The sequence below is a fragment of the Serratia sp. CY32780 genome, assembly GCF_052169135.1.
In the GTDB taxonomy this organism is placed as follows: Bacteria; Pseudomonadota; Gammaproteobacteria; order Enterobacterales; family Enterobacteriaceae; genus Serratia; species Serratia sarumanii.
The window spans coordinates 649,616-673,573 of record NZ_JBJNLI010000001.1; the positions used below are offsets into that span (position 1 = coordinate 649,616).

At 59.1% G+C, this 23,958-nt stretch carries 22 protein-coding genes; 11 read left to right on the top strand and 11 right to left on the bottom strand.

What is annotated here, in order from left to right:
* The first annotated feature begins 257 nt into the window (after nucleotides 1–257).
* The 3 genes from betI to betA all read left to right on the top strand — a co-directional run bounded on the left by betI (nucleotide 258) and on the right by betA (nucleotide 4,152).
* Entirely contained in the window at nucleotides 258–860 is a 603-nt protein-coding gene (gene betI / locus ACJ8HH_RS03270) for a transcriptional regulator BetI (RefSeq protein WP_004939107.1), read from the top strand.
* A 14-nt stretch (nucleotides 861–874) separates the two neighbouring features.
* Nucleotides 875–2,347: a betaine-aldehyde dehydrogenase gene (gene betB, locus ACJ8HH_RS03275; protein WP_033653381.1), complete on the top strand. Its 1,473-nt coding sequence runs from the start codon at nucleotides 875–877 to the stop codon at nucleotides 2,345–2,347.
* 137 nt (nucleotides 2,348–2,484) lie between these two features.
* Nucleotides 2,485–4,152: a choline dehydrogenase gene (gene betA / locus ACJ8HH_RS03280; protein WP_033646828.1), complete on the top strand. Its 1,668-nt coding sequence runs from the start codon at nucleotides 2,485–2,487 to the stop codon at nucleotides 4,150–4,152.
* A 109-nt stretch (nucleotides 4,153–4,261) separates the two neighbouring features.
* Here betA and ACJ8HH_RS03285 read toward each other — a convergent pair whose 3' ends face one another.
* The 3 genes from ACJ8HH_RS03285 to ACJ8HH_RS03295 form a co-directional block, all read right to left on the bottom strand.
* The gene (locus ACJ8HH_RS03285) at nucleotides 4,262–5,887 is read right to left on the bottom strand and encodes an FMN-binding glutamate synthase family protein (protein ID WP_060451421.1); all 1,626 of its coding nucleotides are present in this window, start codon (nucleotides 5,885–5,887) and stop codon (nucleotides 4,262–4,264) included.
* 186 nt (nucleotides 5,888–6,073) lie between these two features.
* Nucleotides 6,074–6,664, bottom strand: a complete 591-nt coding sequence (locus ACJ8HH_RS03290) for a LuxR family transcriptional regulator (protein ID WP_004939094.1) — start codon at nucleotides 6,662–6,664, stop codon at nucleotides 6,074–6,076.
* A 21-nt stretch (nucleotides 6,665–6,685) separates the two neighbouring features.
* Nucleotides 6,686–7,402, bottom strand: a complete 717-nt coding sequence (locus tag ACJ8HH_RS03295; RefSeq protein WP_033637688.1) for an EAL domain-containing protein — start codon at nucleotides 7,400–7,402, stop codon at nucleotides 6,686–6,688.
* A gap of 512 nt (nucleotides 7,403–7,914) precedes the next feature.
* On the opposite strand from ACJ8HH_RS03295, the gene ACJ8HH_RS03300 reads away from it, so the two are divergent.
* The 4 genes from ACJ8HH_RS03300 to ACJ8HH_RS03315 are packed head-to-tail and all read left to right on the top strand — an operon-like array spanning nucleotide 7,915 to nucleotide 12,881.
* Entirely contained in the window at nucleotides 7,915–8,457 is a 543-nt protein-coding gene (locus ACJ8HH_RS03300) for a fimbrial protein (protein WP_033647475.1), read from the top strand.
* Nucleotides 8,458–8,505: 48 nt separating this feature from the next.
* Nucleotides 8,506–9,192 carry a fimbrial biogenesis chaperone gene (locus tag ACJ8HH_RS03305; RefSeq protein WP_033646826.1) on the top strand — a complete coding sequence of 229 codons (687 nt, stop codon included), beginning with the start codon at nucleotides 8,506–8,508 and terminating at the stop codon, nucleotides 9,190–9,192.
* A gap of 12 nt (nucleotides 9,193–9,204) precedes the next feature.
* Complete coding sequence (locus ACJ8HH_RS03310; protein WP_033646825.1) at nucleotides 9,205–11,799, top strand: fimbria/pilus outer membrane usher protein; 2,595 nt, start codon at nucleotides 9,205–9,207, stop codon at nucleotides 11,797–11,799.
* A gap of 14 nt (nucleotides 11,800–11,813) precedes the next feature.
* Nucleotides 11,814–12,881 (top strand): fimbrial protein, encoded by a 1,068-nt coding sequence (locus ACJ8HH_RS03315; protein WP_033647471.1) that lies wholly within the window; start codon nucleotides 11,814–11,816, stop codon nucleotides 12,879–12,881.
* A gap of 73 nt (nucleotides 12,882–12,954) precedes the next feature.
* On the opposite strand, the gene ACJ8HH_RS03320 is transcribed toward ACJ8HH_RS03315, so the two are convergent.
* From ACJ8HH_RS03320 to ACJ8HH_RS03340, 5 genes are all read right to left on the bottom strand, one after another.
* Entirely contained in the window at nucleotides 12,955–13,413 is a 459-nt protein-coding gene (locus ACJ8HH_RS03320; RefSeq protein WP_033646824.1) for a helix-turn-helix domain-containing protein, read from the bottom strand.
* Nucleotides 13,414–13,618: 205 nt separating this feature from the next.
* The gene (locus tag ACJ8HH_RS03325) at nucleotides 13,619–15,199 is read right to left on the bottom strand and encodes a malate:quinone oxidoreductase (protein ID WP_060387464.1); all 1,581 of its coding nucleotides are present in this window, start codon (nucleotides 15,197–15,199) and stop codon (nucleotides 13,619–13,621) included.
* Nucleotides 15,200–15,660: 461 nt separating this feature from the next.
* Nucleotides 15,661–17,088 (bottom strand): alkaline phosphatase, encoded by a 1,428-nt coding sequence (gene phoA, locus ACJ8HH_RS03330; protein WP_033653376.1) that lies wholly within the window; start codon nucleotides 17,086–17,088, stop codon nucleotides 15,661–15,663.
* A 131-nt stretch (nucleotides 17,089–17,219) separates the two neighbouring features.
* The gene (locus ACJ8HH_RS03335; protein WP_039566863.1) at nucleotides 17,220–17,927 is read right to left on the bottom strand and encodes a glutathione S-transferase N-terminal domain-containing protein; all 708 of its coding nucleotides are present in this window, start codon (nucleotides 17,925–17,927) and stop codon (nucleotides 17,220–17,222) included.
* A 74-nt stretch (nucleotides 17,928–18,001) separates the two neighbouring features.
* On the bottom strand, nucleotides 18,002–18,685 hold the full coding sequence (locus ACJ8HH_RS03340; RefSeq protein ID WP_060451422.1) for an ArsR/SmtB family transcription factor: 684 nt from the start codon (nucleotides 18,683–18,685) through the stop codon (nucleotides 18,002–18,004).
* A gap of 179 nt (nucleotides 18,686–18,864) precedes the next feature.
* Between ACJ8HH_RS03340 and ACJ8HH_RS03345 the strand changes: the two genes are divergently transcribed.
* Entirely contained in the window at nucleotides 18,865–19,212 is a 348-nt protein-coding gene (locus tag ACJ8HH_RS03345) for an antibiotic biosynthesis monooxygenase family protein (RefSeq protein WP_033646818.1), read from the top strand.
* A gap of 31 nt (nucleotides 19,213–19,243) precedes the next feature.
* On the opposite strand, the gene ACJ8HH_RS03350 is transcribed toward ACJ8HH_RS03345, so the two are convergent.
* Nucleotides 19,244–19,975 (bottom strand): isochorismatase family protein, encoded by a 732-nt coding sequence (locus tag ACJ8HH_RS03350; RefSeq protein ID WP_033637699.1) that lies wholly within the window; start codon nucleotides 19,973–19,975, stop codon nucleotides 19,244–19,246.
* 132 nt (nucleotides 19,976–20,107) lie between these two features.
* On the opposite strand from ACJ8HH_RS03350, the gene ACJ8HH_RS03355 reads away from it, so the two are divergent.
* Both ACJ8HH_RS03355 and ACJ8HH_RS03360 read left to right on the top strand, forming a co-directional pair.
* Nucleotides 20,108–21,004 (top strand): LysR family transcriptional regulator, encoded by an 897-nt coding sequence (locus tag ACJ8HH_RS03355; protein WP_033637701.1) that lies wholly within the window; start codon nucleotides 20,108–20,110, stop codon nucleotides 21,002–21,004.
* Nucleotides 21,005–21,172: 168 nt separating this feature from the next.
* Nucleotides 21,173–21,670 (top strand): AAA family ATPase, encoded by a 498-nt coding sequence (locus ACJ8HH_RS03360; RefSeq protein ID WP_048321385.1) that lies wholly within the window; start codon nucleotides 21,173–21,175, stop codon nucleotides 21,668–21,670.
* A gap of 115 nt (nucleotides 21,671–21,785) precedes the next feature.
* Here ACJ8HH_RS03360 and cynS read toward each other — a convergent pair whose 3' ends face one another.
* The gene (gene cynS / locus ACJ8HH_RS03365; protein ID WP_033646810.1) at nucleotides 21,786–22,256 is read right to left on the bottom strand and encodes a cyanase; all 471 of its coding nucleotides are present in this window, start codon (nucleotides 22,254–22,256) and stop codon (nucleotides 21,786–21,788) included.
* Nucleotides 22,257–22,275: 19 nt separating this feature from the next.
* Complete coding sequence (locus ACJ8HH_RS03370; RefSeq protein WP_033646809.1) at nucleotides 22,276–22,929, bottom strand: carbonic anhydrase; 654 nt, start codon at nucleotides 22,927–22,929, stop codon at nucleotides 22,276–22,278.
* A 114-nt stretch (nucleotides 22,930–23,043) separates the two neighbouring features.
* Here ACJ8HH_RS03370 and cynR point away from each other — a divergent pair, with 114 nt between their 5' ends.
* On the top strand, nucleotides 23,044–23,943 hold the full coding sequence (cynR, locus tag ACJ8HH_RS03375; protein ID WP_049196255.1) for a transcriptional regulator CynR: 900 nt from the start codon (nucleotides 23,044–23,046) through the stop codon (nucleotides 23,941–23,943).
* Nucleotides 23,944–23,958 lie beyond the last annotated feature (15 nt).

Here is a 23,958-nt window from a genome sequence, read left to right on the forward strand (position 1 = left end):
GGCGCGCTTCGCGGCGGGAACCGCTTACAGCCACTGATTTTGGTCAGATTCGTTAATTACCTCACAAAAATCAGCCAGTTCCACAACCAGATAGTACAAATTTTTAACCAGGCGGCAATAAAATATATGCAATTTTTATTGAACGTTCAATCAAAAAAAAGTTTAATAGTCCCCATGATGACCTGAATCACGGGCGAAACGGCAGTGAAATTTGCCCGCTGAGATAAGGCCGAAGTCGGTTTTGTGAGAGTCGAAATATGCCAAAGGTAGGAATGCAGCCAATCAGAAGGCAGCAGTTGATTGATGCCACGCTCGCCGCGGTAAACGAAGTGGGAATGCATGACGCCACCATCGCGCAGATCGCGCGGCGGGCCGGCGTTTCCAACGGCATCATCAGCCATTATTTCAAGGACAAGAACGGCCTGCTGGAAGCCACGATGCGCTATCTGATCAGCCATCTGGGCGAGGCGGTGAAGCTGCGTTTGCAGGCGCTGACCGATAACAGCCCGGCGGCGCGGCTGCAGGCGATCGTCGCCGGCAACTTCGACGACAGCCAGATCAACAGCGCGGCGATGAAGACCTGGCTGGCCTTTTGGGCCAGCAGTCTGCACCAACCGCAGCTCAACCGGCTGCAGCAGGTGAACGGCCGCCGGCTCTATTCCAACCTGTGCGCCGAGTTTCGCCGCGTCATGCCGCAGCCGCAGGCGCGGTTGGCGGCCAAGGGGCTGGCGGCGCTGATCGACGGACTGTGGCTGCGCAGCGCGCTGCGCGGCTCGGCGTTCAATCAGGCGCAGGCGCTGGCGCTCACGACCGAATACATCACGTTCCAACTCCGGGGGCAGACGCCGCCCGGAGGATAACTCAAGGAGATCCTATGTCCCGTTTTGGCTTGCAGAAGCTCTATATTCATGGCGCCTATGTAGACAGCACCGCTGGAAAAACCTTCAACGCCATCAACCCGGCGAACGGCGAAGTTCTGGCGGAAGTCCAGGCCGCCGGCGCTGAAGACGTCGATCGTGCGGTGGCCAGCGCGGCCAGCGGGCAGAAGGTGTGGGCGGCGATGACGGCGATGGCGCGTTCGCGCATCCTGCGCCGCGCGGTGGATATTCTGCGCGAGCGCAACGATGAGCTGGCGGCGCTGGAAACGCTGGATACCGGCAAAGCGATGTCGGAAACCACCGCGGTGGACATCGTCACCGGCGCCGACGTGCTGGAGTATTACGCCGGCCTGATCCCGGCCATTGAAGGCGAACAGATCCCGCTGCGCGAAACCTCATTCGTCTACACCCGCCGCGAACCGCTGGGCGTGGTGGCCGGCATCGGCGCCTGGAACTACCCGATTCAAATCGCGCTGTGGAAGTCCGCGCCGGCGCTGGCGGCGGGCAATGCGATGATCTTCAAGCCGAGCGAAGTCACCTCGTTGACGGCGTTGAAGCTGGCGGAAATTTACACCGAAGCCGGCCTGCCGGACGGCGTCTTCAACGTGGTGACCGGCAGCGGCGCGGAAGTTGGGCAGTACCTGACTGACCATCCGGGCATCGCCAAAGTCTCTTTCACCGGCGGGGTGAAAACCGGCAAGAAGGTGATGGCCAACGCGTCGGGGTCGACGCTGAAAGAAGTCACCATGGAGCTGGGCGGCAAGTCGCCGCTGATTATCTTCGACGACGCCGATCTGGATCGCGCCGCCGATATCGCCATGATGGCCAACTTCTACAGCTCCGGCCAGGTGTGCACCAACGGCACCCGCGTCTTCGTGCCGGCGGCGCTGCAGGCGCAGTTTGAGGCGAAAATCCTCGAGCGCGTGAAGCGCATTCGCCTCGGCGATCCGACCGATCCGCAGACCAACTTCGGGCCGCTGGTCAGCTTCGCGCACATGGAATCGGTGCTGCGCTTTATCGAAAGCGGCAAGAACAGCGGCGCGCGCCTGCTGTGCGGCGGCGAACGCGTCACCCACGGCGAATTCGGCAAGGGCGCTTACGTGGCGCCGACGGTATTCAGCGACTGCCGCGACGACATGGAAATCGTGCGCGAGGAGATCTTCGGGCCGGTGATGAGCATTCTCAGCTACCAGAGCGAAGAGGAAGTGGTGCGCCGCGCCAACGATACCACCTTCGGCCTGGCCGCGGGCGTGGTGACCAACGATCTGGCGCGCGCGCACCGCGTGATCCACCAACTGGAAGCCGGCATTTGCTGGATCAACACCTGGGGCGAGTCGGCGGCGGAAATGCCGGTCGGCGGCTACAAGCAGTCCGGCGTTGGCCGCGAGAACGGCCTGACTACGCTGGAACACTACACCCAGATCAAATCGGTGCAGGTTGAGCTGGGCGAATACGCCTCGGTATTCTGATCTTCCCGCCGTCTTTCGAGCCGCAGCCGCGTTGGCTGCGGCCGACAATCTCTAGAGAGCCAAAATACACAGCCTGTTGCCGAGTCGCGCTTCGCGTCTTTGCCTGACCAGGCCTCTATAAAGTAAGGAGATAATGAATGGAATTTGACTACATCATTATCGGTGCCGGTTCCGCCGGCAACGTGTTAGCCACCCGATTGACCGAGGACGCCGACGTCAGCGTCCTGCTGCTGGAAGCCGGCGGCCCGGATTACCGGATGGATTTCCGTACCCAGATGCCGGCCGCGCTGGCGTTTCCGCTGCAGGGCCGCCGCTATAACTGGGCGTATGAGACCGATCCTGAGCCGCACATGAACAATCGCCGGATGGAATGCGGCCGCGGCAAAGGGCTGGGCGGTTCGTCCCTGATCAACGGCATGTGTTACATTCGCGGCAACGCGATGGACTTCGATAACTGGGCCAAAGCGCCGGGTCTGGAAGACTGGACCTATCTGGACTGCCTGCCGTATTTCCGCAAGGCGGAAACCCGCGATATCGGCCCGAACGACTATCACGGCGGCGAGGGTCCGGTGAGCGTCACCACGCCGAAAGCCGGTAACAACGAACTGTTCCACGCCATGGTGGAAGCCGGCGTGCAGGCGGGTTACCCGCGCACCGACGATCTGAACGGTTACCAACAAGAAGGCTTCGGCCCGATGGATCGCACCGTGACGCCGAAAGGGCGCCGCGCCAGCACCGCCCGCGGCTATCTGGATCAGGCGCGTTCGCGGCCGAACCTGAAGATCGTCACCCATGCGCTGACCGACCACATTGTGTTCGACGGCAAGCGTGCGGTGGGCGTCAACTATTTGCAGGGCGACAGCAATCAACTGACCCACGCCAAAGCGCGGCGCGAAGTGCTGCTGTGCGCCGGCGCCATCGCCTCGCCGCAGATCCTGCAGCGTTCGGGCGTCGGCCCGGCGGCGCTGCTGAACAGCCTGGATATCAAGGTGGTGCACGATCTGCCGGGCGTCGGGGAAAACCTGCAGGATCACCTGGAGATGTACCTGCAGTACGCCTGTAAGAAACCGGTGTCGCTGTACCCGGCGCTGCAATGGTTCAACCAGCCGAAGATCGGCGCGGAATGGCTGTTCAACGGTACCGGCGTTGGCGCCAGCAACCAGTTCGAGGCCGGCGGCTTCATCCGCAGCCGCGCAGAATTCGCCTGGCCGAACATTCAGTATCACTTCCTGCCGGTGGCGATTAACTACAACGGCAGCAACGCGGTGAAAGAGCACGGCTTCCAGGCGCATGTCGGCTCGATGCGTTCGCCGAGCCGCGGCCGGGTGCAGGTGAAGTCGAAAGATCCGCGCCAGCACCCGAGCATTCTGTTCAACTACATGTCGACCGAACAGGATTGGCAGGAGTTCCGCGACGCTATTCGCATCACGCGCGAGATCATGGCGCAGCCGGCTTTGGACGAATACCGTGGCCGCGAGATAAGCCCGGGGCCGGAGGTGCAGACCGACGAGCAGCTGGACGCCTTCGTGCGCGAGCACGCCGAAACCGCCTTCCACCCGTCCTGCTCGTGCAAGATGGGCGAGGATGAGATGGCGGTGGTCGATGGGCAGGGCCGGGTGCACGGCATGGAAGGATTGCGGGTGGTGGATGCGTCAATCATGCCGCTGATCATCACCGGCAACCTGAACGCCACCACCATCATGATCGCCGAGAAGTTAGCCGATCGCATTCGCCAGCGCGCGCCGCTGCCGCGCAGCACCGCCGACTATTACGTCGCCGGCGATGCGCCGGTGCGCAAACAGTAACCGACACGCCCTCTCGCCGTTGAGGGGGAGGGCCGCCGTAGCAAGCAACCCCTCTCCATATGCTCTTCCCCAAGGCGAGGGGGCAACTCTCTTTTTATTCCTTATCCCATCATGCCGCCGGCAGCGAGATCGCCTGATCGAAACTGGTGGGCGTCGCCATGCGCCACATGCGGGCGTAGAACTCGCTTTTGATCTCCGGCTGCAGCAGCGCGCCCGGCTCCAGGTAGTAATAGATATCGGCGTATACCTTGATCTCGGTCGGCGTGATGCGGCGCAGCATATGGTGCGAGGTCAGCTGCTCCGGGCGGCTGACGCCGGCCGCCGCCAACATGTCCGCCAGCGCTTTCACCGTATTTTGATGGAAGTGGTAGACGCGTTCCGCCTTGTTCGGCACCACCAGCGCCTTTTGCCGCAGCGGATCTTGCGTCGCTACGCCGGTCGGGCAGTGGTTGGTGTGGCAGCTCTGCGACTGGATGCAGCCGACGGCGAACATAAAGCCGCGCGCCGAGTTCACCCAATCGGCGCCGAGCACCAGCACGCTGGCGATGTCGAACGCGCTGATGATCTTGCCGCTGGCGCCTATCTTGATCTGGTCGCGCAGGCCGCAGCCTACCAGCGTGTTATGCACGAACAGCAGCCCTTCGCGCAGCGGCATGCCCATATAGTTGGAAAGCTCAAGCGGCGCGGCGCCGGTGCCGCCTTCCTTGCCGTCCACCACGATGAAATCCGGCAGGATGCGGGTGTGCAGCATCGCCTTGACGATGGCGACGAACTCCCACGGGTGGCCGATGCACAGCTTGAAACCGACCGGTTTGCCGCCTGACAGCTCGCGCAGCTGTTGTATGAAATGCATCATTTCCAGCGGAGTGGTGAAGGCGCTGTGCGAGGCCGGCGAGATGCAATCGACGCCTTCCGGCACGCCGCGGGTGGCGGCGATTTCCGCATCCACCTTCTTCGCCGGCAGAATGCCGCCGTGGCCGGGTTTGGCGCCCTGGCTGAGCTTGATTTCAATCATTTTCACCTGCGGGCTTTGCGCCTGTTCGGCAAAGCGCCGCGGATCGAAATGGCCGTCGGCGGTGCGGCAGCCGAAATAGCCGCTGCCCAGCTCCCACACCAGATCGCCGTTGTTTTCACGGTGATAGCGGCTGATGCTGCCCTCGCCGGTGTCGTGGTAGAAATTGCCCTTGGCCGCGCCGAGGTTGAGCGCGCGAATGGCGTTGGCGGAGAGCGCGCCGAAGCTCATGGCAGAAATGTTGAAGATCGACGCGGAGTAGGGCTGGCGGCAGTCGGCGCCGCCGATGGTGATGCGGAAACTGGTCGGGTCGGCGGCTTCCACCGGCCGCATGGAGTGGCCGATGCACTCATAGCCGGTTTGGTAGACGTCCAGCAGGGTGCCGAACGGTTTGTCGCCCATCTCGTTTTTCGCCCGGCGATACACCAGCGTGCGCTGGGTGCGCGAAAACGGGATCTCTTCATTATCCTGCTCGAGGAAATACTGGCGCAGTTCCGGGCGGATGAACTCGAAGAAGAAGCGCATGCGGCCGATGATCGGGTAGTTACGGCAGATGGCGTGGTGGTGCTGGGTGAGATCGTAGATACCCAACACCATCAGGCAACCGCAGGCCAGGGCCGGCAGCCAGAACCACGGATAGTTGTGCATCATGATCAAGAAAGCCAGGGTGAGCAAGATGCTCAGTACAAAGCAGGTATAGCGGCTGAATAAGGACGACTTCATAACATCTCCTGATGTTTATTTTAATCCACACGACATGACTCACGGATAATCCGTGTGCGAATCGTAGCCAACAGGAGGAGATGTTGTGTGTCTGTTGCTGCTTTGTCGCCGGTTGTTACATTAATTTAACGTGGCGGCAGGGGAGACGGGTTGCCGCGCGGCGTACCGCGCAACAAGCCAGGATGTTTATTTGCCGGCGACGAAGATGGTGCTCATGCTGCGCAGCCGCAGCTTTTTCATCGCGCTGTATTTCTGCGAAAAGATGGTTTTTGGGTGCGTGCCGCGCTTTTCCGCAATGTGCAGCAGGCTGTCGCCGCGCAGCAGATTGAAGATCACGTCGCTTTCCGCCGGGCTGAGCTCGCGGGTTTTCTGCACTCTGATGCCGCCCGGCTCCTTGCTTTCCAGCAGCCGCTGGATTTTTTCCTGCAGCGAATAAAGCGGAATGCGGGTGGAGACCAACTCAACAGAAATCCCCAGGATCGACAGCAGTTTCACCACGCGCTCGTCGTCGTAGAACACCAACAGGCGCGTTTTGCTGTTGTACTGCTGGTGCAGGGACACCAGGCTTTCGATCACGTTAACGCTCTGCTCCAGGTTTTGCGAGGTGAAAATCAGCGCGATATCGTGCTTGGTGATCTTCTCTGCTTTGGCGCCGCCGTGCATGAAATCGGAAAACAGGCGGATATCGTACGCGCCGTAGTGTTTCTTCAGCAGCACCGACAGGCCAACATAGCTGTACTTACACTCACTAATCACAAGAACGTTGTTTTTAGACATAGGGCAAACACCAATACCGAGTTAAAAGTATTCAGCTGTAAGAAGCGAGTTCAAATCCTTGATGCTGGATTCCTTCCACAGCTTTCCCTGCAGTGCGTAATATGGCATTTCATCCAGCCATTTCTTGTGTTCGGGAGTTTCAACTCCTTCGATAATTACCTTGTAATGATTAAGGTAAAAGAAGCGCAGTAATGCGCGCATCAAGCCCTCGCCGCCGGACTTTTTCATGAAGTCCCAGAGCAGAAAACGGTCGAGCTTAACGAAGCGGAACTGGCTGTTGTACAACGCGGAAAAACCCGCATAGCCAGAACCAAAATCATCGAGCCAAAATGAATAACTATTCAATGACGGATCGCCGTGCACGCGATCTTTCACCAGCCGGGTTGAATTCTCGCTGATCTCGAAATGAATACAGCGCATGGCATTAATTCTTTCGGCAAAGTGAGTATTCGCCAGCGATTGCAGAGAATAATCGTCAACATTCAAAGTGGCTATCACTTGGTTTTCATGAAACCAGTGTTTGTATTTATCGATCAGATTGATCTGATCCATCAAAATCTCAATCCGGGTGGCGCTATCGGCGTGGCGAAAGAACTGTTCAGGAGAAAAATGAGCGTATTCGCTATTAAACGTAAAGCGAGACAGACATTCGACGGCCAGCAATTGTCCCGATTTCGCGAACATTGGCTGAAAAACATAATTAATGCCGTTATTTTTCTCTCTGAAAGAACCGCTCATTTCCCAATCCTTGGATTGATATTTAACTTGTTGATTTTAAATGATTAAAAAGAAAGTTACTCCAGGTTTATTGGTAAATTTCTTATTTAAAGCGCCAGAATGGCCGAAGCGTGTCGACAGACCATTTAACGCGTAATTCGTGCCAAAGTCCAAATGTCGCAATATGTTACTAAATGTAAATATTCGGGATAATATGCTGATTTTCAGGCCTTAATGCAAAATCTTGAACTCTGCAGCTTTCCCAAACACAGATTATTCCTATTCATATGAATCGTCAACATCGATCGATAGGTATTCGCCGATAGTTTATTCCTATCAAGAGAGGCCTTATGAATGTTTTAAACGATTTAACATTAAGAATATGCTTAGTCTATATTTCGTCCGGCAATGAGTTCATCGAGGCAACGCTCCTTTTCAGCAAGGGAGTGCTATCGCTGAGTGTATGCTCAGTGGCGGCAATATATATAAGCCCGCCACTGAATCGATTATTTTATTGTTCTATGGAGCTGGAAATGAAAAAAGTATTATTGCCTTTGGCTGCCCTGGTATTGTCTGCAACTGCTTCCAACGCAATGGCAGCAAACGGCACTGTTAAATTCACCGGTGAAATCAAACAGTCTACCTGCCAGGTAACTAGCGATACTCAGAATAAAGAAGTTTACCTGGGTACTTACCCAACTTCTGCTTTCCCAACCGTGGGTTCTAAATCCGCTTCTAAAGCTTTCCAGATCTCTCTGGAAAAATGTGATGCCGGTGATTACAGCCTGCGTTTCGACGGTAACACCGTTGCCGGCAACCCAGACCTGCTGTCCGTAAGCAACGTTGGCGGCACTGGCGCTGCAGCTACCGGCGTGGGTATCGAAATCACCGATAACAACGGCAAGCCATTCGCTATCGGCGACGGTTCCAACATCAACGACGACGTAGCGAAAGTCACCATCGCTGCTGACGGTAAAGCGACCTTCAACCTGCAGGCTCGTTACCGTTCATTCGACAGCAACGTAACTGCAGGTCTGGCTAACGCCACCAGCCCGTTCACTATCGAATACAAATAATCGTCTTTCAGGACACACACGGCCAAGGATGGCCCGTAGAGGAAACCGATGAAAAAGTTCTTTGCTGCTCTGCTGATGCTGGGCACCTTTAACAGCTACGCCGGTATCCAGGTAGATGCCACTCGCGTGATCTATAAAGGCGACGACAAATCCGCCTCTCTGCCGATTCATAACGATGCTTCAGAAGCTTATATGGTGCAGACCTGGCTGGACACCGGTGACAGAAACCAAGTGCCGAAAAATCTGCCTGTCGTTGTCGTTCCACCGATTCTGAAATTGGACGCTGCCAAAACTGCAGTTCTGCGCTTTATCTATTCCGGTAATGGCTTACCTCAGGATAAAGAAACCCTGCTGTGGATTAACGTGCAGGAAATTCCGCCGGCGCCGAAGCAAGAAAACGTGCTGCAGGTTGCGGTGCGTACTCGAATCAAACTTTTTTACCGGCCGGTGGCGTTGAAAACGACGCTGGACGAGCAAGTACAAAACTTGCGTTGGCAGCGTGAAGGTTCACGTCTGCAAGTGATTAACGATGGCCCGCTGCATATTACCTTTGGGGCGCTGCATTTGAAAAACAGCGCGGGCAAGACCGTGGATGTGGACGCCAACATGGTGAGCCCGAAAGATCGCTTATCGATCAGCATCCCGGCGGGCGTCAGCGTCGGCAACAAGATTGCTTTCAGTTATATCAACGATTTTGGCGGTAGAACGGAAGTCAAGGACGTTCCAGTACAATAAGAGAGACAGGGAATGGCAAATCAACGAAAAGTAGCAGGCGGAACGACGCGGCTGACACAGCTGATCCGAATTGCAATCATTGCCGCCAGTGCGCCGATGTTCTGGAGTGAAGCGGCGCTGGCAGAGTTTAACATGTCGTTTATTCACGGCGATGAAAACCTGAGCAATGCGGAAGCGGTCGCTCAGGGCGATGCTTTGCAACCGGGCGTTTACCCATTCGACATCTACGTCAACCTGACTCAGGTCGATCATAAGGATGTTACTTTTCGTCAGGTTAAAGGCCAGACCGCGTCTCAACCCTGCCTGAAAGTTGAAGACCTGCGCAACTACGGCATCAAACTGCCGGAAACGCTGCAGGCCGGCAGCTGCGTTGATCTGCCTGCGTTGGTTAAAGACGCCACCGTCAGCTATGACGCGGCGGTGCAGCAGATCAACATTTCCGTGCCTCAGACCATGATGGATCTGAGCGCTATCGGCGCGATCCCGCCAAGCATGTACGATGAAGGCATCAACGCGCTGTTCGCCAACTATAACTTCAACTACAACAAGAACAGCTATCGCAAAGATGACGCTGACGACAGCGAGTACATGTTCCTCGCGTTGAACAGCGGCCTTAACCTGGGCAGATGGCGCCTGCGCAACAACTCCACCTGGGACAAACAGAGTGGCAGCAGCAGCAACTGGACCAACGTCTCTTCCTGGGCCGAGACCGACATCGTGCCATGGCGCAGCCGTTTGGTGATGGGGCAGGCGAGCACCAACAACAGCGTGTTCAACAGCTTCCAGTTCCGCGGGGTGCAACTCTCCAGCGTTGACGACATGCTGCCGGACAGCCTGCGCGGTTATGCGCCGGTGGTGCGCGGCGTGGCGGCGACCAACGCCCGCGTCGAGATTCGCCAGAACGGTTACGTCATTTACAGCACCAACGTTGCGCCGGGTCCTTTCGAGATCCACGACGTCTATCCGCATACCAACAACGGTGACCTGCAGGTGACCGTCAACGAGGCCGACGGTTCGCACAAAACGTTCAGCGTCGCCTACTCTTCCGTGGCCAACATGCTGCGCGAAGGCATTTGGAACTTCCAGCTGACCGCCGGTAAATACCATAACGGTAACGGTGGCTATCAGCCGAAGCTGATTCAGGGTACTGCGGCATACGGCATGAACTATGGCCTGACGCCGTTCGGCGGCGCCATCATTGCCGAGCACTACCGTTCCGCTGCCGTGGGTATCGGTAAGAGCCTGGGATCGTGGGGTGCCATCTCCGTGGACGGTTCGATCTCCGATACCGAGCTGGCGAACGGCGATCGCAAGCAGGGGCAGAGCTTCCGTTTCCTGTACTCCAAATCGCTCAACCAGATGGGCACCAACTTCCAGTTGGCGGGCTATCGCTATGCGACTTCCGGTTACTATGATCTCAGCGATGCGGTCCAGGAGCGTAACAGCTGGCGCAACGGCATTTATGCCAATGATTACTGGGATCCGAACGATCTGCAGCCGGGCCAGCCTTCCTGGAGCAACAATCAGAAACGCACCCGATACACCGCGCGTTACGGCAACAAGCGTGAACGCGTCGAGCTATCGCTCAGCCAGCAGCTGTGGGCGGGGGCCAGCCTGTACGCCAACGTGAGCCATCAGAACTACTGGGGCGTATCCGGTAACGATCGTACGATTCAGCTGGGTTACAACGACGGCTTCAAGCGCATTTCCTACGGCGTTTATCTACAGGATACGCGCGGCCAGTACGGTTATTCCGATCGCAGCGTGAACTTCACGATGTCGATCCCGTTGGATTGGGGCCAGAGCAACAACTCGACCACTGCCAACTTCAGCGCGGCGCACAGCAAACAGAGCGGCGACAGCTACTCGACCGGCATCAGCGGCACCATGCTGGACGATCGTCGCATGAACTATTCGGTTTCCACCGGGCATACGCAGTCCTCCGGTCAGAGCAGCAACCTGAACCTGGGCTACAGCAGCAGCATCGGTAACATCGACGGTAGCTATGCCTACAGCTCGAAATACCGTCAGGAAGGGGTGGGTCTCTCCGGCGGCCTGCTGGTGCACTCCGGCGGCGCGACGCTGACGCAGCCGTTGCAGAACACTATCTTGCTGGTGGAAGCGAAAGACGCCAAAGGCGTGCGTCTGGAAAACCAGCCGGGCGTGACCATCGATCGCTTCGGTTATGCGGTTGTGCCGTCGGCCAACCCGTACCGCTACAACTATGTGGCGCTGCGCACCGAAGATTTCGGCCCGGGCCTGGATGTGCCTGTGGCCAGTAAGCAAGTGGTGCCGACCGAGAAATCGGTGGTGAAGGTGAGTTTCGATACCTTCAAGGGCGTCAGCCTGCTGATTCACGCTCGTCTGGGTGACAACGGTTATCCGGCCATCGGCGCCGGCGTGTTCAACGAGTCCGGTCGCAACAGCGGCACCGTGGGCCTGGAAGGCGCAACCTATGTTTCCGGCGTGAAAGCGGGTGAGAAACTGACGATCAAATGGGGGCCGAAAGCCGACCAGCAATGCGTACTGCCGATCCCGGCGGACGTGGGCGACAAACAAGCGGCCATGGGATATCAGGAACTGACCCTGCAATGCCAAAAACTGTAAGGTACACCATGAACTTGAGCAAATTAGCACGTAACACACTTCTGTCAGTGGTGGGGCTGGCGGGGTTGGCGATGGCGCAACAGGCGGCGGCGATGCAGTGCCGTTTCGGCAACTCGACCGGCAGTAGCAGGCCAACCGGCAGCGTGACGCAGGATATCGACGTCGGCCGCCCGATCGTGTTGGCTGCCAGCGACTTTGTTAAAGGTAACCTGATTTGGCGTTCTCAGAACTTTACCTCCACCTTTACCTGCTGGGATACCGACAACTACCCGCGTGGAGAGAACGCTTACATCTATTGGAACCCGCAGAACTCGTTCGGCGCACTGGATAAGTCGTTGGAGATTGGGGTGTCGATCAACGGGCGTGATTATGATGCGATCAACCTGAAGCAAAGTTCCAACCGGCCGACGGGCCCTGATTTGGGGCCGGGTACCAAACCGGGCAGTAATAGAAGGAAAGCCGATCCTCAGGCGGTGACCGCCACTTATTCGGTGTATATCAAAGCCACCGGGGTGAAACCGCCGGCGGGTAACTTCCCGCCGCTGGCGCGCGCTTCGCTGTTCCAGATCGATGGTGAGTTGGGCCTGAACGCCACCAAAGACAGCAACTTTAACGCCTATATTAAAGGGTTGGACAAGATCCGCGTGATCCAGTGCAATCCGCAGATCACCGTGTTGGCCAACAACGGCGCCAGCGTCGATTTCGGTGTGTTGACGACGTCCAGCGCCAAAACCGGCACTATCGCCAAGCAGGTGCCGTTCGATATCAAGGCGACCTTGAGCGGCGGCGAGTGTGCCGGCCAGTCTCTGCAGGCCAGTTTCAGCAGCACCAACGCCGATCCGTCAGATAACACGCAGATCCTGCCGACCACCAAACCGGGCGTGGCGATCTTCCTGACTCAGCAACGCGACACCAACAAAACGCCGATCCCACTGCAAACCAACGTGGATTTCGGCGGCGTGCTGCAGGATAAGCAGAACGAAGTGAAAGAGACCTTTATCGCGAACCTGAAGTGGTTGACCAATACGCCGAAGACCGGGGTGTTCAACGCCACCGCCAACGTTGACGTCACCTTCAAATAATCCGGTGTCGCTTCAATTAAAAAGGGTTCAGTTCGCGAGAACTGAACCCTTTTTACGTGTTATGCCGCGTTTATCAGCGCAGCCCCATCCAGGTGGTGCAAACGCCTTCTGGCGGTTTGCCAGCGTACCAGCGAGGCAGCGTGGGGGCATCGTGGCGTGGCTCGGCCTCCACTTCCACCGGCTGCGCCGGCCATTCCGCCACGTCCCAGCGGGTGGTGCGGCGATACACCGCCGGGGTTTTGCCGAACTGTTTCTTGAAGGCGCGTGAGAACGAAGGCTGAGAATCGAAATGGTATTGCAGGGCGATATCCAGGATCGGGCGCGGGGTGGAGCGCAGCGCCTGCGCCGCCTGCGACAGGCGCCGCTCGCGGATATAGCTGCCGAGCGCGTGGCCGGTGGTGCTGCGGAACATGCGCTGCAGGTGCCATTTGGAGTAGCCCGACTTGGCGGCGACGTTATCCAGCAGCAGCGGCTGGTCCAGATGAGTTTCAATCCAGTCTAGTAAATCGTGAATGATATTGACGCGATCCATGGTTTTAGTTCTCCCGCAAAAACGACATTCAGGTCACAGTGACTTAGCTTAATTATCCAAGAATATACTTTGATAATAGGCGCGAGTGCGCCGTTACGCAAGGGTAAACCGGGGGGAAAAAGGTGACCAAAAATGCTCTTTGAATCGCAGGGGATAAAAGAAAGGCCGCATAAAGCGGCCTTTCCAGCAGGAAACGAGTGGAAAATCAGTTGGTTTCCGGTTTCACTTCAATGTAGTTCAGACCCAGTACGTTGCTGGTGTAGCCGCGGATCTTGTTGGTCATCTCGATATCGCCGTTCAGCTTGTGGCCGTAGGACGGGATGATCTCTTTCAGCTTGCTCTGCCATTCCGGCGTCGCCACTTTGTCTTTGAACACGGTTTCCATCAGGTGCAGCATGATTGGCGCAGCGGTGGAAGCGCCCGGTGACGCGCCCAGCAGAGCGGCGATGCTGCCGTCTTCAGAGCTGACGACTTCGGTGCCGAACTGCAGCACGCCGCCTTTATCCGCGTCTTTCTTGATGATCTGCACGCGCTGGCCTGCGGTCCACAGCTTCCAGTCTTCCTGCTTGGCGTCCGGGAAGTACTCTTTCAGCGCGGCGAAGCGATCGTCGTCGTTCATCATCAGCTGGCCGACCAGGTATTTCACCAGATCGAAGTTATCCAGACCGACGTGGGTCATCGGCATCAGGTTCGAGGTGCTCAGCGAGTGCAGCAGATCGAACAGCGAACCGTTCTTCAGGAACTTGCTGGAGAAGGTGGCGAATGGCCCGAACAGCAGCACGCGCTTGCCGTCCAGCATGCGGGTATCCAGGTGCGGCACGGACATCGGCGGCGAACCTACGCTGGCCAGGCCATACACTTTGGCCAGGTGCTGGTTGGCGATCGCCGGGTTGGTGGTGACCAGGAACTGGCCGCCGACCGGGAAGCCGCCGTAGCCGTCGGCTTCAGGGATGCCGGATTTCTGCAGCAGGGTCAGGGAGGCGCCGCCTGCGCCGATGAACACGAACTTGGCGTTAACGGTGGTTTCTTTACCGTCGCGGTTCAGATCGGCAACGGTCACGCTCCAGGTCTGATCGGCGTTGCGCTTGATGTCGCGCACTTCGTGGCTCAGGTTCAGCTTGAACTTGTCGCTGGTGCTCAGCGCGTCAACCAGCTGATGGGTGATCACGCCGAAGTTGACGTCGGTACCCAGCGGCATGCGGGTCGCGGCGATTTTCTGCGCCGGATCGCGGCCGTTCATCACCAGCGGCGCCCACTGTTTGATTTGCGCAGGATCTTCGGAGTATTCCATGCCGCGGAACAGGGTGCTGTGCTGCAGCGCCGCGTAGCGTTTACGCAGGAAGTTGACGTTGTCGTCGCCCCACACGAAGCTCATGTGCGGCACGCTGTTAATGAAGGATTTCGGATCTTTCAGGACATTGTTTTTCACCTGATAAGACCAGAACTGGCGAGAGATTTCGAAAGACTCGTTGACCTTCACCGCCTTGCTGATGTCGATGGTGCCATCGGCTTTTTCCGGCGTGTAGTTCATTTCGCTGAAGGCGGAGTGGCCGGTGCCGGCGTTGTTCCAGCCGTTGGAGCTCTCTTCCGCCACGCCGTTCATGCGCTCGTACATGTCGATGGTCCAGGTCGGCTCCAGCTCATGCAGATAGGTGCCCAAGGTGGCGCTCATGATGCCGCCGCCGATCAACACCACGTCGACGGTTTTATTCTTCTCTTCAGCCGCCGCCTGCTGCGTAACGCTAAACAGGCTGAGACTGAAAATCAGGACGAGTAATTTTCTCATTGAATTAAATCTCTTGTGTGTAAATTCTACTCATTGCAGGTGAAAGAATTTAGCGGGAGTTACCCTGGAAAATAGTGAAGCCGACCGCCCGGCGTGAGCCGATAGGCAGCGATAATGCCTTTTTGTTAATAGGGTTTTTAACGAAAAGTGAACTATTGCAGGCCGTCCGGATGCAAATTGATCGGTTCACGTTACTGGCGGGGTATTATTGTTTGCGAGAATGTTAAAAACTACTTTTGTAACTAAAAAAAATGAATATAAGCAAAAATAGGCCGGTTGCTGTCGCAGGAATAAACAGAGAGGGGAATAAGGCCATATAACCGCGTTATTTTCAGGGGTTAATTGTCGCGTAATTAAACGTTATTTCGTTATCACACAATAATTGCGGTTAAATTGTAAATACGCATCGGTAACCAATAATAAACGGCCGCCGTTGCGGGCGGCCAGGATTCACAAGGCGGTTACTTGATGCCCATCGCATCGCGCATGGTGAAGAACAGATCGGTCTGATCGGTCAACCCCACCACGTTGGCGGCGTGCGGGCCGTAGGCCGCGACGCGCAGCTGGGTGCCGGTGTGCCCCTGCGATTCCTCTTCCGAGTTGCCGTAGCTGAGGGTCATCGGCGCGCCGTCTTTGGTGGTCAGTGTCTGGGTTAGGCCCGGCGCTTTGGCGTCGGCGGCGACGATCTGGCTGGAGTGCGCGTGGTCGGCGGTGACGATCACCAGCGTGTTGCCGTCGGCGCGGGCGAAGGCCAGCGCTTTTTGCACCGCCTCGTCCAGATCGACGGTCTCACCAATCTGCCCGCACGGGTTGGCGGCGTGATCCTGCTTATCGATCGACGCGCCCTCTACCTGCAGGAAGAAGCCGTTCGGGTTGTCTTTCAGCAGCGCGATCGCTTTTTCGGTCATCGCCGCCAGCGTTGGCGTGGCCGCGGTGCGAGCCGGGTTGTTTTCGCAGGTCACCGCCGGTTTGTCGAGGTTGCCGTGATAGCTGGCTTTCGGCCCCAGCCAGCGCACCGGCATGTTGCCGTCGGCGAACAGGCCCAGCAGCGGTTTTTGCTGATTGGCCAGGGTAACGGCCTGCAGTTCATCCGCGTTGCTCACCCACTGATAACCTTGCGCCGCCGCTTGATCTTTCAGCGATTTTCCTTGCCATTCGCCGCTTTTCGCCAGTTGGTTGAAGGATTTCGCGCCGCCGCCCAGCGTGACGTCGGCGCGGGTTTTCAGCAACTGCTCGGTGATGGAGCCGCGGCCGCCGTTTTCCAGCGCGTTAGCGGCGCATTTCTCGCTGGTTTCCTCCGGGCCGTAGCATTTGCGCGAGGTAACGTGTGACACCAGCGCCGCCGGCGTGGCGTCCTGCAGTTCGGCGGTGGAGACGTTGCCGGTGGCCTTGCCGGCCGCCTTGGCGATCTCCAGCAGCGTCGGCTGGTCTTTGCCGTTCACGTCCACGCCGAGCGCGCCGTTATAGGTTTTCACCCCGGTGGCCCAGGCGGTGGCGGAAGCGGCGGAGTCGGTCACGTAATCCGGTTTGTGGGTTTTCTTGTCCAGCGAGTAGTGGGTGTATTGCCCGGTCAGCGGCAGGGCGTCGATGCCCTTGAAGTAACCGCCTGCGCCCTCGGCATAGTTACGCGCGGCGGTGATTTCGGAATCCCCCATGCCGTCGCCAATCAGCAGGATCACGTTTTTCACCGTTTTGTCCGACAGCGACGCCTTCAGCGCGGCAGTCTGATCGCCGGCCAGACGACGGGCGCCGCCCGGTTCGGTGAGGGTGCCGCGCGCGGCGCGCTCGGTCAGGCCATCGGCATTGGCCGAGTTTTCTGCCGCGATGGCGGAGGAACAGAGCAGGGCGGACAGCACGGCGCCGGCGATCAGGGATACAGCAGGTTGCATGGGGCAAGCTCCTTGTCGTAATACAACAATGTAAATAACATCAAATTGTTACGTAAGGAGAGTAGAGCAGAGGGATGACAATTTTATGACAACGGAAAGCGGGACGGCCCGGCGGCCATCCCGTTTGACGATCAGGCCGCGCGCGCCGGTATAGTGAGCCCACGCTGAACCGCCGGCCGCGCCAGACCGCGTTCCAGCCACTGCGCGACGCGGGGGAAACTGTCGAACTCTACCAGTTCGCGCGCCTCATAGAAGCCGATCAGGTTGCGCACCCAGCCCAGCAGCGAGATATCGGCGATGGTGTAGTCCGCGCCCATGATCCAGTCGCGGCCTTCCAGGCGCGTTTCCAGCACGCCGAGCAAGCGTTTCGATTCGTTTTTGTAGCGCTCCAGCGGCCGCTTATCTTCATACTCGCGCCCGGCGAATTTGTGGAAGAAACCGAGCTGGCCGAACATCGGGCCGACGGCGGCCATCTGGAAGAACACCCACTGAATGGTTTCGTAACGCTGCGCCGGATCCTGCGGCAGGAAACGGCCGCTCTTTTCCGCCAGGTAGAGCAGAATGGCGCCGGATTCGAACAGCGGCAGCGGCCGGCCGCCGGGGCCGTCGGGATCGATGATCGCCGGGATCTTGCCGTTCGGGTTCAGCGCCAGGAATTCCGGCGTCCAGGTTTCGTTGTTACCGATGTCGATCAGGTGCGCCTCATAGGGCAGGCCGATCTCTTCCAGCATGATGGACACTTTGACGCCGTTCGGCGTCGGCAGGGAATAGAGCTGCAGCCTTTCAGGATGCTGAGCCGGCCAGCGTTTGACGATCGGGAATTGGGTGGAATCGAGCATGGAAACTCCTCGGGTTGGCGGGGTGGCCTAAGCGTACCCCTTGAGTATTGCAGTAAAACTACCCCGCCGCCGGGTTACACCGTGAGTTCAAAATGTGCTGCCAGCGCTTTTTTACCGGCAGGGGTCAGCTGCAACTCGCGGCTGTCGAGCCGGCGGACGATCCAGCCGCGGTGGATAAAGGCGGCCAACAGTGCGGCGCCCAGCGCGCCGCCGAGGTGAGAGCGGCGTTCGCTCCAGTCCAGGCAGCCGCAGGCGAAGCGGCGGCGGGTGGGGGCGGGGGAGCAATCGACGCCCAGCCGCGCCAGCGCGGCCTGACCGGCGTCGCTTAACCGGTAGTCTTCCTCACCGGTCAGCCAATTCAGCGCATGCAGCCGATCGTGCAGCTTCACCGCCACCTCGCCCGCCATATGGTCGTAGCAGGTGCGGGCATATTGCAGCGTGGTGGGCGTGCTGCTTTTCACCGACGGGCGCGGTACGCCCGCCAGCGCCATCAGGCCTTCCAGCGCCTCGGCCACCGGCTGACCGGCCAGCCGAAAATAGCGGTAGCGCCCCTGTTTGACGCAGGCGATCAGCCGCTGCTCCAGCAGTTTCGCCAGATGTGCGCTGGCGGTGGACGGGGCGACCTCGACCGCCGCGCTGAGCTCGGTGGCGGTGTAGGCGCGCCCATCCATCAACAGGCACAGCATGCGCGCCCGGGTGCGGTCGGCGATGGCGGCGCTCAGCGCCGCCAAACGATCTTCTAGGTCGATGTTATGCATACTTCGAGGTTAGACGAAGTATGACTGCGCGTCCATTGCTAACCTGTGGCTGTCGCATTCTGGTGCTGTGCGTCTGTGTTCGCTGGATATTGATGAGCGGGCGTTGGAATCGGTGCGGTGGCGCCCTTCCTACAATCAATGCGCGCGTACCTGAATTTTACCGTTGAGAGGAGACGATAATGATCGCCGTGATTTTTGAACTGCAGGCCGCCGACGGGCAGCGCGATACCTATCTGGCGTTGGCGGCGGAGCTGAAGCCGCTGCTGGCGCAGATCGACGGATTCATCTCCATCGAGCGCTTTCAAAGCCTGGCCGATCCTGCGCGCCTGCTGTCGCTCTCCTTCTGGCGCGACGAGGCGGCGGTGCAGCAGTGGCGCAATCTCGAGCAGCACCGGGCGGCGCAGGCGCGCGGCCGTGGCGAGGTGCTGGCGCAGTATCGGCTGCGGGTGGCGGAGGTGGTGCGGGACTACGGGTTGGAGAGACGCGAACAGGCGCCGCAAGATAGCCGTTGTTATCACCGCACCTGAAGAAAGCCCGCCGGCGGCGGGCTTTCGTCCGTTATTTCGCTTCGCTGCCCACCTTCATTGCCCCGGCGTAGCTGGCGCCCATCCCCCAGGCGGCGCCGTGGTCGCGGGCGATCTGCAATACGCCTCCCGCCGTGGCTTTGCGGCTCCAGTCCTGCTGCCATTCCAGCATCAACGCCACCCAGTTGATGGGCGTGGCGCCCGCCTGTACCAGACGTTGCATGGCGTTGTTTTGGCTGTCTGGCGTAATGTCGCCGGTGACGTCCGACAGGATATAAACCTCATAACCCTCGCCCAGGGCGGACAGCGCCGGCAGCATCACGCAGCTGGCGGTCCACAGCCCGCCGATGATGATTTTCTTGCGGCCGGATTGTTTGATCAGATCCACCACGCGCCGGTCCTGCCAGACGTTGATGGCGGTGCGATCGTACACCTGCAGATCCGGGCGTGCCTGCGTCACCTGCTGGAATACCGGCCCGGCGAAGCTTTTGGCGTTGGCCGAGGCCAGAATGGTCGGCACGTTGAACACCTTGGCGGCCTTGGCGATGCCGGCGGCGTTATTGACCAGGTTGGTTTGATCGATAGAGGAAATGGTCATGCCGAACATGTCCTGCAGATCGACCAACAGCAACAGGCTGTTCTCGGCGGTCAGCGGCTGCACATAACCCGCCTGGCGGCTGTCGGCGGCGGGGGATTGCGCCAGCGCGGCGACGGGGGCGGCGGCTGCGCTCAGGCCGAGCATCAGGGCGAACAGGGTCTTTTTCATTATTAACTCCATGATTATCAGTAGATTAAATTCACCTCTCACTCAGGGAGGCGGTTGAATAAAGTCTACTGAGGTTGTTGAAGTTAATAATCTGTGTTTTATTGAATTTATAATTAACTATCAGGACATAATATGGACGTGCTACTGACGATGCGCGCCTTTCGTCGCGTGGTTGAGCGCAACAGTTTTTATAAGGCGGCGGAGGATCTGGCGATCACGCCGGCGGCGTTGAGCAAGCAGATTAAGCAGTTGGAAAACCGGTTGGGGACGCTGTTGCTGGTGCGCACCACCCGTAGCATGAGCCTGACCGAAGCCGGGCAGCTCTATTACCAGGAAGCCTGTCGGTTGCTCGGCGAGTTCGACGCGCTGGAGCAGACGGTTGCCGCCAGCGCGCAGCAGGTCTCCGGCACGCTGCGGGTCAATGCGCCGCTTTCGTTCGGCCTGACGGTGTTGTCGCCACTGCTGCCGCCGTTTATGCAACGTTACCCGCAGCTGCAGGTGGAGCTGACGCTCGACGACAGGGTATTGGACGTGGTGGCGGCCGGTTTCGATATTTCCTTGCGCATTCGCCGACGGCTGCCGGATTCTTCCCTCAGCGCCCGGGCGCTGGGTGAAGTGCACCAGCGAATTTGCGCCGCGCCCGGCTATTTGGCGCAGCACGGCGTGCCGCAAACGCCGAATGAATTGCAGCGACACAGCTGTCTGGCCTATTCCCTGGCGGAAAGGCCGGGGCAGTGGCAGTTCACCGCCGGCGAGGAGAGCCTGAGCGTGACGTTCACTCCCAGGTTGATCGCCAACAACAGCCTGATGCTGCGGGATATGCTGGTGGCGGGACTGGGTATCGGTTCGCTGCCGTCGTTCGTGGCGGATCCCGAAATCGCCGCCGGCAGGCTGGTGCGGCTGTTCCCTGAACAGATTGCCGACGTGCATCAGGTTTTCGCGGTTTACCCGACGCGCCGGCATGTGCAGCAGAAAGTGAGTTTATTCACCGAATTTGTGCGAGAACAGGGATTGATGACGGCGAATTGACAACGGCGCACGATTGTCATATTCATTAGCTATGAAAAAATCCTACCGCCCATTCGCGCAAATTATTATCACCCTTCTCCAAAGGGTGGGATAGCGCGTGTGTCGCCAATAAAAACCCGCCGGCAGGCGGGTTTTTTTATCCCCTTCCGGCAACGACCGGAGAACGTCATGAAAACCTACCCTGCAGTTTTACACCTGATGTGTGGCAAGGCCGGCGCAGGCAAATCGACGCTGGCGCAGCGTTTGGCGCAGCAACCGCAAACGCTGTTGCTGGTCGAAGATGCGTGGCTGGCGACGCTGTATGAGCAGGAGATGACCAGCCTGCAAGACTATGCGCGCTGTTCCGACCGGTTGCGGCGGGCGCTGGGCGGGCACCTCGTTCAGCTGCTGCGCGGCGGCTGGTCCGTGGCGCTCGATTTCCCGATGAATACGCCGGACAGGCGGCGCTGGGCCAAAGCGTTGGCGGAGGAGGCCGGCGTTGCGCACTGTCTGCATTTTCTCGACGTCAGCCATGCGCAATGCCTGAGCCGGATAACGCTGAGAAACGTGCGCGGCGAGCACCCGTTTACACTGAGCGAAGCGGAGTTTGAGCGCCTGGCGCAGTACTTTGTTCCCCCGGCGGAAGAGGAAGGAATGACAGTCTTGCGTTATGGCGAACAGGACTGAAAACCGGCGCCATGACGGCGCCGGCAATAGGGTTAGGCTTCGGCGTTAAACGCGTTGTGGAAGGCGACTTCCGCATACGGCAGCGTGGCCTGGAAGGCGATGGCGCGGAAGTAGATTAGAAAGGCTTGGTCGGCAGGTATTTGCCGTCCAGGGTGATCACCGCGCGTTCGCCGCCTTCCGGATCGGCCACCTTCTTGATATCCAGCTTGAAGTTGATGGCGCTGATGATGCCGTCGCCGAACTGCTCGTGTACCAGCGCTTTCAGCGTGGAGCCGTAAACCTGCAGCATTTCATAGAAGCGATAAAGGGTCGGATCGGTCGGCACGCCGCCGGGAATGCTGCCGCGCAACGGGATGGTTTGCAGCAGCTGTACCGCCTCTTCGTCCAGCCCGAGCTTGGCCGCCACGGTGCGTGCCGCTTGTTCCGGCAACGCATGCTGCCCCAGCAGCGCGGCGGTGACGAACGCCAGGCTGAGTCCGGTGCCCTCAGCCAGCGCGTCGAAAGTCAGGTTATGGCGGATCTTGGCGGCCATGATGGTGTCGGTGAGCGCTGCGCGCGGGACGGCGTTGTGCAGAGAGTGTGTCATGTTAGCTCCTTTTGTTGACTTAAAAACGGGCGAGCGCCGGGGTGGCGGTCACCTCGGGATGGGTGGCGAGCGGCACGAAGCGGCGGGTTTCGCCGTCCAGCGCCTCGATAGCGCCGCTGGCGATGTCATAGACCCAACCGTGCAGCGTCAGGCGTCCCTGATCCAGCGCCAGGGCGACGGAAGGGTGCGTTTTGATGTTGTTGAGCTGGGCGATGACGTTTTCGCGCACCATCGATGCGACCCGCGCCTCGTCCGAGGCGTGCGGATAAGCCTGATTGACCGCCTTCGCGGAATCGGCGTAACGCAGCCAGCCGGCGACCGTGGGCAGGTGATCCAGACACTGGCAGGTGGCGATGGCGGTCATTGCGCCGCAGTCGGAATGGCCGCAGATCACGATATCTTCGACGCCCAGCGCGGCGACGGCGTACTCGACCGAGGCGGTAACCCCGCCGGGTTCGGGGCCGAAAGAAGGCACGATGTTGCCGGCATTGCGGATCACGAACAGATCGCCCGGCTCGCGCTGGGTGACCAGCTCCGGCACCAGGCGGCTGTCGGAACATGAGATAAACAGGGTGCGCGGGTTTTGGCGGGTCGCCAACTGCTGAAACAGCGCCGTGCGTTCAACAAAGGCTTCGCGCTGGAACTTCAGGAAGCCTTCAATCACCTCTTTCATCCGTTTCTCCATTGGGTGTCGTTATGCGATGGCGGCATGATGAACGCTTCTGGCTATAGGGTCTAAGACCCATTTATAATGCCAGCTATAGGTTTTACTAATAGCTGGGGCGTTATGCTGCTGCGACACATCCGTTATTTTCTGGCCGTTGCCGAACAGGGCAACTTCACCCGCGCCGCCGAATCGCTGCACGTCTCGCAACCGACGCTGTCGCAACAGATCAAGCAGCTGGAAGACACATTGGGAGCGCCGCTGTTCGATCGCAGCGGCAGAGCCGTGCGCCTGACCGACGCCGGTGAGGCGTGGATGCGCTATGCGCGCTTGGCGCTGCAGGATCTGGATGCCGGCGCGCGGGCGATCCATGACGTGGCGACGCTGGCGCGCGGCCATTTGCGGCTGGCGATGACCCCCACGTTCACCGCCTATCTGGTGGGGCCGGCGGTCGATGCCTTCTACCGCCGCTATCCGGGGATTACGCTGAGCATTGAAGAGATGGCGCAAGAGCGAATGGAGGCGCTGCTGGCGCAGGATAGGCTGGATCTGGGCATTGCCTTCGAGATGGCGCAGTCGGCGGAGGTGGAAGCGGCGCCGTTGTTCAATGAGTCGCTGGAGCTGATGGTCGGCACCGATCATCCCTTGGCATCTCATCGCCGGCCGCTGACGCTGGCGGAGTGGCAACATCTGCCGCTGGCCTTGCTGAGCGGCGACTTTGCCACGCGCCAGTTTATCGATCGCTACTGCACGCAGCTGGGTTTCCGGCCGCAGGTGGCGGTGGAGGCCAATGCGCTAGGCGCCATCGTCGAGATCGTGCGGCGCGGGCAGCTCGCCACGCTGCTGCCGGCCGCCATTGCGCGCGAGAACCGGCAGTTGAAAAAAGTGGCTTTGGCCAACGCCATGCCGGTGCGGCAGGCGGTATGGCTGCAGCGCAAAGGCGCTTACCGCAGCGCCGCCGCGCAGGCGTTTATTGCCCTCTTGCAGGAACAGGGCATTACGCCGGCGCCGGGCAGCCGATAGCCGCACGGCTCGGCA